Consider the following 11160-nt stretch of genomic DNA (forward strand, 5'->3'; position numbering starts at 1 on the left):
TTATGTAATATTGTAAGTTACATGAAAACAAACAACTCATTCTCAGCAACGCTGCACATCCTGCTTCACCTGGAGCAGATGGACAAACCTCTGACATCCGAACAGATGGCTGCCTTTATCGACGGCAATCCGGCATTCATCCGCAAGCTGCTTGCCGGGCTCAGGGAAAACAACATTGTCTGTGCCACTAAGGGGCACCACGGCGGCTGGCGGCTGTGTCGGCCGGTTAGCGACATCACGCTTTACGATATCTACATGGCGCTCGGCGAACCGGCGCTGTTTGCGTTGGGCAACCGCAGCGAAAACCCGCAGTGCCTGGTAGAACAGGGGGTAAACCGGGTGATGTCAGAGACGCTCGCCGATGCGCAGACGCTGATCCTCGATCGTTTTAAACGCCTGACGCTACAGGATATCGGCAGCGAATTTATTAGCTACTTCAACGACAAAGGCCACGACCATGATTGAAAATTTAACCACCTGCCTGATGATTGCGATGGCGGCGAGCAGTATTTCGATGACGGTGACGCAGACGGAGCTGTTTGCCGCGTTTCGCGAATGGACGACGGAAAAGAACGCGCTGATGGGGCACTTATTCCACTGCTTCTATTGCTTAAGCCACTGGGTGGTATTTGGCGGGATGGCGGTATATCGCCCGGCGCTGTTGAACAGCGGGTTTGCGCTGATTGACTGGGTGATGACGGCGTTTATCGTGATTACTATCACCACGCTGATTAACGGCCTGATGTTTAAGGTGTTCCAAGCGGCGGTTAGCACCCACGTGATGAAGCATAACGCCCAGCAGACGCTGCAATCGCAGAAATAAAAATCCGGCGTTGCCTCGTCCGGGCTACGGACGACCGGTAGCCCGGACGAGGCAACGCCGACGCCGGGGATACACCTTAGTTACGGTACAACACCTTAATAATGTGGTAACCGAACTGAGTGTGCAGCGGGCCGGTTGGCTCCAGCACCGGGCAAGAGAAGACCACTTTGTCGAATGCAGGAACCATCTGGCCCTGGCGGAATTCACCTAAGTCACCGCCGCGTTTGCCCGATGGGCAGATGGAGTGCTTCTTCGCCAGCTTGCCGAAATCGGCACCGTTTTTAATCTGTTCCAGAAGATCCAGTGCCAGTTTCTCTTCTTTCACCAGGATATGCACTGCTGCTGCTGTTTTTGCCATGATCGAGCCTTTCTATAAGCGAGTCTGTAAGGCTGGCGATTTTAGCATGGCTTATCGCCGATACAGCACCTTGATGATGTGATAGCCAAATTTGGTTTTGACCGGCCCGAAAGGCTTAAGTAGCGGACAGCTAAAAACGGCGGCGTCGAATGGCCCCACCATCATCCCCTGCTTAAATTCGCCAAGATCGCCACCGTTGCGCCCGGAAGGGCAACGGGAATAGCGTTTTGCCAGATGATTGAAGCTGATTCCTCGCCCCAGTTTGCTGAGGATCTCCAGCGCCAGTTTTTCTTCTTTTACCAGGATGTGCAGGGCTGCCGCGCTCTTTGCCATAAGGTCACTCTTATCGTTGATTTGCTACCCAACACTTTACCATTCGGCGGGTAAATCTCAGCCTGACTTTCTGCTACAATCCACACCCCCGTGTTTACAGATTGAGCAATGCCCCTATGCGTTTAAACCCCGGACAACAACAAGCCGTCGAATTCGTCACTGGCCCTTGCCTGGTGCTGGCGGGAGCGGGTTCCGGTAAGACGCGTGTTATCACCAATAAAATTGCGCACCTGATTCGCGTTTGCGGTTATCAGGCGCGGCATATCGCGGCGGTGACGTTTACCAATAAGGCCGCACGTGAAATGAAAGAGCGTGTGGCGCAGACGCTGGGACGTAAAGAGGCGCGTGGACTGATGATCTCCACCTTTCACACCCTGGGGCTGGATATCATCAAGCGTGAATTTGCGGCGTTGGGGATGAAGTCGAACTTCTCGCTGTTTGACGATACCGATCAGGTCGCTCTGCTTAAGGAGCTGACCGAAGGGTTAATTGAGGACGATAAACTGATCCTCCAACAGCTGATCTCCACGATCTCCAACTGGAAAAACGATCTGATGACCCCGGCGCAGGCAGCAGCCAGCGCTAAAGGCGAACGAGATCGTATTTTTGCGCACTGCTATGGTCTGTACGACGCGCATATGAAGGCGTGTAACGTTCTCGACTTTGACGATCTGATCTTACTCCCGACGCTTCTGCTTCAACGTAATGAAGAGGTACGTGAGCGCTGGCAAAACAAGATTCGCTACCTGCTGGTGGATGAATATCAGGATACCAACACCAGCCAGTACGAGTTGGTGAAGTTATTGGTGGGCAGCCGTGCACGCTTCACCGTCGTGGGTGATGACGATCAGTCGATTTACTCGTGGCGTGGTGCGCGTCCGCAAAACCTGGTACTGCTAAGCAAAGATTTTCCGGCGCTACAGGTGGTTAAGCTGGAGCAGAACTACCGTTCTTCCGGACGTATCCTGAAGGCCGCGAACATCCTCATTGCCAATAACCCGCACGTATTTGAAAAGCGGTTGTTCTCTGAGCTGGGCTACGGACCTGAGTTGAAAGTACTGAGTGCCAACAACGAAGAGCATGAAGCGGAACGCGTGACCGGGGAGTTGATTGCTCATCACTTCGTGAATAAGACGCAGTATAAGGACTATGCGATCCTGTATCGCGGCAACCACCAGTCACGGGTGTTCGAAAAATTCCTGATGCAGAACCGTATCCCGTACAAAATTTCCGGGGGGACATCGTTTTTCTCGCGTCCGGAAATCAAAGATCTGCTCGCCTACCTGCGTGTGCTGAGCAACCCGGATGATGACAGCGCGTTTCTGCGTATTGTTAATACACCGAAGCGTGAGATCGGCCCGGCGACCCTGCAAAAGTTGGGAGAGTGGGCCATGACGCGTAATAAAAGCCTGTTTACCGCCAGTTTTGATATGGGGCTTAGCCAGACGCTGACCGGGCGCGGTTATGATTCTCTAACCCGCTTTACGCACTGGCTGGGGGAAATCCAGCGCCTCGCGGAGCGTGAACCGATTGCCGCCGTGCGTGACCTGATCCATGGCATTGATTACGAATCCTGGCTGTATGAGACTTCGCCGAGTCCGAAAGCGGCGGAAATGCGTATGAAGAACGTCAACACGCTGTTCAGTTGGATGACGGAGATGCTGGAAGGCAGCGATCTGGAAGAGCCGATGACCCTGACTCAGGTTGTTACCCGTTTTACCCTGCGCGACATGATGGAGCGTGGTGAAAGCGAAGAAGAGTTGGATCAGGTGCAGCTGATGACGCTACATGCTTCAAAAGGGCTGGAGTTCCCCTATGTGTTTATGGTGGGAATGGAAGAGGGCTTTTTACCTCATCAGAGCAGCATTGATGAAGACAACATTGATGAAGAGCGTCGTCTGGCCTACGTCGGCATTACCCGCGCACAGAAAGAGCTGATCTTCACGTTGTGCAAAGAGCGACGTCAATACGGGGAGTTGGTGCGCCCGGAGCCGAGCCGCTTCCTGCTGGAGCTGCCACAGGATGACGTAATCTGGGAACAGGAGCGTAAAGTGGTGAGCGCTGAGGAGCGGATGCAAAAGGGGCAAGCCAGTATTGCGAATATTCGGGCCATGATGGCGAAAGCAAAAGAGAAGTAGGTTTTTGTAGGCCGGATAAGCGTAGCGCCATCCGGCAATACTTGAAGTTTAGTGCACTTCTAAAGGCCAGTGAACATAGCTTTGCCACTGGCTTTCTTGATCGATGAGCTCTTTACCCAGTGGGTGATGCGCCAGCCATCCGGCAGGTAGCGTTACCGTAAGGTGTTCATCTCTTGCATCCAAATGAACCTCCGGCACTAAATCGTCACGGCGGCGGCTTGCGAAGATGATCGCAAGCCGTAACAAGCGACAAAGATGCTCAGCGATACGCGGGGGTACGGCATTTTGCTGGTGGAGCGAAGAGAGATCGACCGGGTTGGTCTGATTTAATAACAGCGTGGCTAACAGTTTTTTTTGCGCGGGGGTAAATCCCGGGAGATCGAGGTTGCGTACCAGATACGCCGCATGCTGTGGTGCCTGCTTAAAATCGACGCTCAGCCCAATTTCATGTAACTGGCAGGCGCTAATCAGTAGTTCACGACTTATCGCTTCAAGATGCCACTTTTTCTCTACCTGATCGAGGAACTTACTTGCCAGGTTAGCGACCCGATGCGCTTGATCGGTATCGACCATAAATCGACGCTGAATATTACGCAACGTACGGCTGCGAATATCCTGATCCACTGCCAGATGTAACATGCCGTAGACCAGACCTTCGCGTAATGCGCCGCCGGCGAGGGTCATGCACTGAATGTTCAGCTCGGTGAAAATGGCAATCAGAATGGCCAGTCCGCTGGGGAACACCAGTGCGCGTTCCAGCGTTAGGCCCTCTATTTCCAGCTCTTCCAGGCGTCCACAATGAATGGCGCGCTGTTTTAACTGCTGGAGTTTTGCCAACGTAATACGCTCATCCATGCCCTGTGCCATCATGATTTCCTGTAGCGCCTGGACGGTACCAGAGGCACCCACACAAACTTTCCAGCCATGAAAGCGCAGTTTATCTGCTACCGGGCGTAGAACCTCACGCGCCGCCTTCTCTGCTTCGTCAAAATTTTCCTGCGCCAGATTACGATCGGTGAAGTACCGTTCGAGCCAGGTAACGCAGCCCATTGACAGACTAAACAAGGAGGTGGTTTGTGCGCCGGAACCGGTGACCAGTTCCGTACTGGCGCCGCCAATATCAACGACCAGGCGCTGATCGGCTCCGCCGGTCGTATGGGCGACACCCTGATAAATCAGTCGGGCTTCTTCTTCGCCGCTAATTACCTGGACAGGGCAGCCGAGGATCTCTTGCGCTTTAGCGATAAACGCGTTGGCGTTTACGGCAATACGTAGTGTTGCGGTAGCGACGACGCGGATTTGCGGTTGTGGGATATCCTGCAGACGTTCTGCAAACAGGCGCAGACATTGCCAACCGCGCTCCATGGCTTCAGCGGAGAGAATGTTGTCGTTGTTCAGGCCGGCAGCCAGACGCACCTTGCGTTTGATACGCGTGAGCGTCTGGATGCTTCCCGCCACCTCGCGTACGACCAGCATATGAAAACTATTAGAGCCGAGATCGATTGCCGCATACAGCGAAGTAGAATTCATACACTTCATCCTTCAACCTGTATCTGTGTTGGCTGCGTTCTCTCACCCGAATCACTGACGAAAGTAAGCTCATTGGGATTCGTTTTCTTGCCGCCTTGATACAGGCTGAATGATTTTGTGTATGGCATAACTTTTCTTAACCTGAACGACGACGATTACGCGGAGCACCACCGGTACGACGCGGGCCATTGCCTGGGCGTGGGCGCGTCAGGCGCAGCGGCTTCGGCAGGTCAGTCATCAGCGCGTCCGGGTTGTACTTGCTGACCGGAATCGAGTGGCCAATGTAGGTCTCGATTGCAGGTAAATTCAGCGCGTACTCTTCACAAGCCAGGCTAATAGAATGACCACTTGCGCCAGCACGACCTGTACGACCAATACGGTGGACGTAATCTTCACAGTCATCCGGCAGGTCATAGTTAAACACGTGCGTTACGGCTGGGATGTGCAGGCCACGCGCCGCGACATCGGTTGCGACGAGAATATCGAGATCGCCACGGGTGAACTCATCTAGGATACGCAGGCGTTTTTTCTGCGCCACGTCACCGGTAAGCAGGCCTACGCGATGTCCGTCAGCAGCAAGGCTGCCCCAGATCTCTTCACAGCGATGTTTGGTGTTAGCAAAAACAATGGCGCGATCTGGCCACTCTTCTTCGATCAGCGTTTGCAGTAAACGCATTTTCTCTTCGTTTGAAGGATAGAAGAGCTCTTCTTTAATACGGTGGCCCGTCTTCTGTTCCGGCTCGACTTCAACGTACTCGGCGTTGTTCATCTGTTCAAACGCCAGTTCACGAACGCGGTAAGAGAGCGTTGCGGAAAACAGCATGTTCAGGCGTTGAGTGGTTGGCGGCATACGGCGGAACAGCCAACGAATGTCTTTAATAAAGCCGAGATCGTACATACGATCGGCTTCGTCCAGTACTACGACCTGAATCGCGCCCAGGTTGATATGGTTCTGTTTTGCGTAGTCAATGAGACGACCAGTCGTGCCGATAAGAATATCGACGCCGCTTTCCAGCACCTTCAGCTGTTTGTCGTAACCGTCACCGCCATAAGCCAGGCCTAATTTCAGACCGGTAGTTTGCGCCAGCGGTTCCGCATCGGCATGGATCTGCACGGCTAACTCACGCGTTGGCGCCATAATTAACGCACGCGGCTGGTTCACCTTGCGATCGGCAATCGCGGGATGAGAGAGAAGATAATGAAACGTTGACGTAAGGAACGCCATCGTTTTTCCGGTACCGGTTTGCGCCTGCCCTGCAACATCACGGCCTGCCAGCGTAAGCGGCAGCGCGAGAGCCTGAATGGGCGTGCAGTTATGAAACCCTTTATTTTCAAGGGCTTCTATCACCTTTGGGTGCAGGGCGAAGTCGGAAAACTTCTGTTCTGTTAAATGTGTTTTGCTCATAGTGTGGTAGAATATCAGCTTACTATTGCTTTACGAAAGCGTATCCGGTGAAATAAAGTCAACCTTTAGTTGGTTAATACTGTACACAATTCATTCATGATGCGTCGAGATGGCAAGTGAATGGGTCCAAAGAAGCGTATTGAGTACGTGACCAGGACGCAGCGCACAGCCAACAAAAAGGCGGCTTTGAAGGATGATGTGTAAACACCAACACACCAGGCTTATTCCTGTGGAGTTATTATGAGCGATAAAATTATTCACCTGACTGACGACAGTTTTGACACGGATGTACTCAAAGCGGACGGAGCTATCCTCGTTGATTTCTGGGCAGAGTGGTGCGGTCCGTGCAAAATGATCGCTCCGATTCTGGATGAAATCGCTGACGAATATCAGGGCAAATTGACGGTTGCTAAACTGAACATTGACCAAAACCCAGGCACCGCGCCGAAGTATGGTATTCGTGGCATCCCGACCCTTCTGCTGTTTAAAAACGGTGAAGTTGCGGCGACTAAAGTTGGCGCACTGTCCAAAGGTCAGTTGAAAGAGTTCCTCGACGCTAACTTAGCGTAAGGAAGTATCATGATCGGGCGGCCATACTTCGAAATGATTCGGATGACTGGACGCCCGACTTGAGTCGTGCTAAGTTAGTGTTGACTTCGTATTAAACATACCTTATTAAGTTTGAATCTAGCTTTATCCAATACTTCCCGTTGTTTCTCGTGCGAGAAGTAGACAGATTCAGGGCCTTGTCACTCAATCCGTCTTGTCGTTTCAGTTCTGCGTACTTTCCTGTGACCAGACAGCGAACAGACATGAGTCGATGGCCGTAAACAGGCATGGATGACCCTGCCATACCATTCACAACATTAAGTTCGAGATTTACCCCAAGTTTAAGAACTCACACCATTATGAATCTTACCGAATTAAAGAATACGCCGGTTTCTGAGCTGATCACTCTCGGCGAAAATATGGGCCTTGAAAACCTGGCTCGTATGCGCAAGCAGGACATTATTTTTGCCATCCTGAAGCAGCACGCAAAGAGTGGCGAAGATATCTTTGGTGACGGTGTGCTGGAGATATTGCAGGATGGATTTGGTTTCCTCCGCTCTGCAGACAGCTCCTACCTCGCCGGTCCTGATGACATCTACGTTTCTCCAAGCCAAATCCGCCGTTTCAACCTCCGCACTGGTGATACCATTTCTGGTAAGATTCGCCCGCCAAAAGAAGGTGAACGCTATTTTGCGCTGTTGAAAGTTAACGAAGTTAACTACGACAAACCGGAAAACGCCCGTAACAAAATCCTCTTCGAAAACTTAACGCCGCTGCACGCAAACTCCCGTCTGCGCATGGAGCGTGGTAATGGTTCTACCGAGGACTTAACGGCGCGTGTACTGGATCTGGCATCGCCGATCGGTCGTGGTCAACGTGGTCTGATTGTGGCACCGCCGAAAGCGGGTAAAACCATGCTGCTGCAGAACATTGCGCAGAGCATTGCCTACAACCACCCGGACTGTGTGCTGATGGTTCTGCTGATTGACGAACGTCCGGAAGAAGTGACCGAGATGCAGCGTCTGGTTAAAGGTGAAGTTGTGGCTTCTACCTTTGACGAACCCGCATCTCGCCACGTTCAGGTTGCGGAAATGGTAATCGAGAAGGCGAAACGTCTGGTTGAACATAAGAAAGACGTTATCATCCTGCTCGACTCCATCACGCGTCTGGCGCGTGCTTACAACACCGTGGTTCCGGCTTCAGGTAAAGTCCTGACCGGTGGTGTGGACGCTAACGCCCTGCACCGTCCGAAGCGTTTCTTCGGTGCGGCACGTAACGTGGAAGAGGGCGGCAGCCTGACCATCATCGCGACTGCACTTATCGATACCGGCTCTAAAATGGATGAAGTTATCTACGAAGAGTTTAAAGGTACCGGCAACATGGAACTGCACCTCTCTCGTAAGATTGCTGAAAAACGCGTCTTCCCGGCTATCGACTACAATCGTTCCGGTACCCGTAAAGAAGAGCTGCTTACCACCCAGGAAGAGCTGCAGAAAATGTGGATACTGCGCAAAATCATCCATCCGATGGGTGAAATTGATGCAATGGAGTTCCTCATTAACAAGCTGGCGATGACCAAGACCAATGATGACTTCTTCGATATGATGAAGCGCTCATAATTCAGGCATCATCCGAAAACGCCACGTTTTTACGTGGCGTTTTGCTTTTATGCCTGTAATCTTAACGACACAATAACAATAATACGGTATGACATACCGCCAGGTTGAAAAAGATTCGTAATTTGTATCTTGTGGTTGATAATTATACAGAACCATCGGATATGGAGACGGGTTTCCCTTCTGAATAAAGGTCTTCGTGGTTATACTTCTGCTATTAATTTTCTCTGAGAGCATGCATTGTGAATTTACTGACAGTAAGCACTGATCTCATCAGTATTTTTTTATTCACAACACTGTTTCTTTTCTTTGCGCGTAAGGTCGCAAAAAAGATTGGTTTAGTGGATAAACCCAACTTTCGTAAACGGCATCAAGGATTGATCCCGCTGGTTGGGGGGATTTCGGCTTACGCAGGTATTTGCTTTACGTTTGTGATTGCTGATTATTACATCCCGCATGCATCTCTCTATCTGGCCTGTGCCGGCGTGCTGGTTTTGGTTGGCGCGCTGGATGATCGTTTTGATATCAGTGTAAAAATTCGCGCAACTATCCAGGCCGCGATCGGCATCATCATGATGTCGGTTGGCAAACTCTATCTGCTTAGCCTTGGGTATATTTTTGGCCCCTGGGAGATGATTCTTGGTCCGTTTGGCTATTTACTGACGCTGTTTGCCGTCTGGGCGGCAATTAATGCTTTCAATATGGTGGACGGCATTGACGGCCTGTTAGGTGGGCTGTCCAGCGTTTCATTCGCGGCGATGGGGTTTATCCTGTGGTTCGATGGGCAGACGAGTCTGGCCGTATGGTGTTTTGCGATGATCGCCGCCATTCTGCCTTATATTCTGCTGAACCTGGGCGTTCTTGGGCGCCGTTATAAAGTCTTCATGGGTGATGCCGGCAGTACGCTGATTGGTTTTACCATCATCTGGATCCTGCTGGAAACTACGCAGGGCAAAACACATCCTATAAGCCCAGTTACCGCGCTGTGGATTATCGCCATCCCGTTGATGGATATGGTGGCAATCATGTACCGGCGTTTGCGTAAGGGCATGAGCCCGTTCTCAGCCGATCGCCAGCACATTCATCATTTGGTGATGCGGGCAGGGTTTACTTCCCGCCAGGCATTTGTTCTGATTACGCTGGCTGCGGCCGTGCTGGCATCCATCGGTGTGCTGGCTGAATATTTCCGTTTGGTTCCGGAATGGGCCATGCTGGTGCTGTTTTTAATGGCATTTGGCCTCTACGGATACTGTATCAAGCGTGCCTGGAAAGTGGCGAGATTTATCAAGCGAGTGAAGCGCAGACTGCGAAGAATTCGTGAAGGCAAACCAAACTTAACCAAGTGAATTGAGGATGCGATGACACAACCATTACCGGGGGAAGACGCCGTGAGCGCTGAAAATGAACTGGATATCCGTGGGTTGTTTCGTACCTTATGGGCAGGGAAGGTGTGGATTGTCGGTATGGCGCTCGCATTTGCACTTGTTGCTCTCGCCTATACTTTTTTCGCCCGTCAGGAGTGGAGCGCAACGGCGATTTCAGACAAGCCTACGGTGAATATGTTGGGGGGCTATTACTCTCAACAACAGTTCCTGCGCAACCTGGATATTAAGGCCAGTCTCGCGTCAACGGACCAGCCGTCGGTGATGGATGAAGCCTATAAAGAATTTATCATGCAGCTTGCTTCCTGGGATACGCGTCGTGAATTCTGGCAGCAGACTGATTATTACAAGCAGCGTATGGTCGGAAACAGTAAAGCCGATGCCGCGCTGTTGGATGAACTGATCAATAACATTCAGTTTATGCCTGGTGATGCGTTGCGGAACACCAATGACAGCGTGAAGCTTATTGCGGAAACGGCACCTGATGCCAACAATCTGCTGCGCCAGTACGTGGCCTTTGCCAGCCAGCGCGCAGCACGTCATCTGAACGATGAGCTGAAAGGTGCATGGGCCGCGCGGACGGTGCAAATGAAAGCGCAGGTCAAACGGCAGGAAGAGGTAGCAAAATCGATTTTCTCTCGCCGTGTTCATAACATTGAACAAGCGCTCAAAATTGCTGAGCAGCATAATATTTCGCGTACTTCTACTGATGTCCCTGCTGAAGAGTTGCCTGATTCTGAGTTGTTTTTACTCGGACGCCCTATGCTGCAGGCGCGACTCGAAAACCTGCAATCTGTTGGCCCAGATTTTGATATGGACTATTTTCAAAACAGGGCCATGCTGAATACGCTGAATGTAGGACCGACCCTGGACCCACGTTTTCAGACCTATCGTTATTTGCGGACGCCGGAAGAACCGGTAAAACGTGATAGCCCACGTCGTGCCTTCCTGATGATTATGTGGGGCATCGTTGGGGCCCTGATCGGTGCTGGTGTTGCATTAACCCGTCGCCGTTCGATTTAGCAA

12 protein-coding genes are annotated in these 11160 nt (G+C 51.7%); 8 read left to right on the top strand and 4 right to left on the bottom strand.

The window, feature by feature from the left end; genetic code table 11:
• Positions 1-21: 21 nt before the first annotated feature.
• Complete coding sequence (locus RYZ59_RS20070) at positions 22-465, top strand: Rrf2 family transcriptional regulator (protein WP_271440993.1); 444 nt, start codon at positions 22-24, stop codon at positions 463-465.
• Positions 458-823, top strand: a complete 366-nt coding sequence (locus tag RYZ59_RS20075) for a DUF1360 domain-containing protein (protein WP_137383186.1) — start codon at positions 458-460, stop codon at positions 821-823. Before RYZ59_RS20070 ends, RYZ59_RS20075 begins: the two co-directional genes overlap by 8 nt.
• Before the next feature lie 76 nt (positions 824-899).
• Here the strand turns inward: RYZ59_RS20075 and ppiC (RYZ59_RS20080) are convergent, their stop codons facing one another.
• Together ppiC (RYZ59_RS20080) and ppiC (RYZ59_RS20085) are read right to left on the bottom strand one after the other, a co-directional pair.
• The gene (gene ppiC / locus RYZ59_RS20080; protein ID WP_003017999.1) at positions 900-1181 is read right to left on the bottom strand and encodes a peptidylprolyl isomerase PpiC; all 282 of its coding nucleotides are present in this window, start codon (positions 1179-1181) and stop codon (positions 900-902) included.
• A 51-nt stretch (positions 1182-1232) separates the two neighbouring features.
• Complete coding sequence (gene ppiC, locus RYZ59_RS20085) at positions 1233-1514, bottom strand: peptidylprolyl isomerase PpiC (protein ID WP_318050324.1); 282 nt, start codon at positions 1512-1514, stop codon at positions 1233-1235.
• Between the two features lie 116 nt (positions 1515-1630).
• On the opposite strand from ppiC (RYZ59_RS20085), the gene rep reads away from it, so the two are divergent.
• Complete coding sequence (gene rep, locus RYZ59_RS20090; protein ID WP_271449835.1) at positions 1631-3652, top strand: DNA helicase Rep; 2022 nt, start codon at positions 1631-1633, stop codon at positions 3650-3652.
• 48 nt (positions 3653-3700) lie between these two features.
• On the opposite strand, the gene gppA is transcribed toward rep, so the two are convergent.
• Entirely contained in the window at positions 3701-5182 is a 1482-nt protein-coding gene (gene gppA, locus RYZ59_RS20095) for a guanosine-5'-triphosphate,3'-diphosphate diphosphatase (protein WP_318050323.1), read from the bottom strand.
• Positions 5183-5318: 136 nt separating this feature from the next.
• Positions 5319-6587, bottom strand: a complete 1269-nt coding sequence (gene rhlB, locus RYZ59_RS20100; RefSeq protein ID WP_137383183.1) for an ATP-dependent RNA helicase RhlB — start codon at positions 6585-6587, stop codon at positions 5319-5321.
• A gap of 240 nt (positions 6588-6827) precedes the next feature.
• Here rhlB and trxA point away from each other — a divergent pair, with 240 nt between their 5' ends.
• The 5 genes from trxA (at position 6828) to wzzE (ending at position 11157) form a co-directional block, all read left to right on the top strand.
• Positions 6828-7157 (top strand): thioredoxin TrxA, encoded by a 330-nt coding sequence (gene trxA / locus RYZ59_RS20105; RefSeq protein WP_001280776.1) that lies wholly within the window; start codon positions 6828-6830, stop codon positions 7155-7157.
• A gap of 176 nt (positions 7158-7333) precedes the next feature.
• On the top strand, positions 7334-7417 hold the full coding sequence (locus RYZ59_RS20110) for a rho operon leader peptide (RefSeq protein WP_101743114.1): 84 nt from the start codon (positions 7334-7336) through the stop codon (positions 7415-7417).
• A gap of 78 nt (positions 7418-7495) precedes the next feature.
• The gene (gene rho / locus RYZ59_RS20115; protein ID WP_002437993.1) at positions 7496-8755 is read left to right on the top strand and encodes a transcription termination factor Rho; all 1260 of its coding nucleotides are present in this window, start codon (positions 7496-7498) and stop codon (positions 8753-8755) included.
• 239 nt (positions 8756-8994) lie between these two features.
• Positions 8995-10098 carry a UDP-N-acetylglucosamine--undecaprenyl-phosphate N-acetylglucosaminephosphotransferase gene (gene wecA, locus RYZ59_RS20120; protein WP_005133353.1) on the top strand — a complete coding sequence of 368 codons (1104 nt, stop codon included), beginning with the start codon at positions 8995-8997 and terminating at the stop codon, positions 10096-10098.
• A 12-nt stretch (positions 10099-10110) separates the two neighbouring features.
• On the top strand, positions 10111-11157 hold the full coding sequence (gene wzzE / locus RYZ59_RS20125) for an ECA polysaccharide chain length modulation protein (RefSeq protein WP_137383182.1): 1047 nt from the start codon (positions 10111-10113) through the stop codon (positions 11155-11157).
• The last annotated feature ends 3 nt before the right edge of the window (positions 11158-11160 follow it).

This window comes from Citrobacter sp. HN-141 (assembly GCF_033341895.1).
GTDB lineage: Bacteria > Pseudomonadota > Gammaproteobacteria > Enterobacterales > Enterobacteriaceae > Citrobacter.

What these genes read in the sequence shown, in the direction of transcription:
- RYZ59_RS20070 (WP_271440993.1), top strand. Translation starts at nt 22, where the DNA reads ATGAAAACAAACAACTCATTCTCAGCAACGCTGCACATCCTGCTTCAC.
- RYZ59_RS20075 (WP_137383186.1), top strand. Translation starts at nt 458, where the DNA reads ATGATTGAAAATTTAACCACCTGCCTGATGATTGCGATGGCGGCGAGC.
- ppiC (WP_003017999.1), bottom strand. Translation starts at nt 1,181, where the DNA reads ATGGCAAAAACAGCAGCAGCAGTGCATATCCTGGTGAAAGAAGAGAAA.
- ppiC (WP_318050324.1), bottom strand. Translation starts at nt 1,514, where the DNA reads ATGGCAAAGAGCGCGGCAGCCCTGCACATCCTGGTAAAAGAAGAAAAA.
- rep (WP_271449835.1), top strand. Translation starts at nt 1,631, where the DNA reads ATGCGTTTAAACCCCGGACAACAACAAGCCGTCGAATTCGTCACTGGC.
- gppA (WP_318050323.1), bottom strand. Translation starts at nt 5,182, where the DNA reads ATGAATTCTACTTCGCTGTATGCGGCAATCGATCTCGGCTCTAATAGT.
- rhlB (WP_137383183.1), bottom strand. Translation starts at nt 6,587, where the DNA reads ATGAGCAAAACACATTTAACAGAACAGAAGTTTTCCGACTTCGCCCTG.
- trxA (WP_001280776.1), top strand. Translation starts at nt 6,828, where the DNA reads ATGAGCGATAAAATTATTCACCTGACTGACGACAGTTTTGACACGGAT.
- rho (WP_002437993.1), top strand. Translation starts at nt 7,496, where the DNA reads ATGAATCTTACCGAATTAAAGAATACGCCGGTTTCTGAGCTGATCACT.
- wzzE (WP_137383182.1), top strand. Translation starts at nt 10,111, where the DNA reads ATGACACAACCATTACCGGGGGAAGACGCCGTGAGCGCTGAAAATGAA.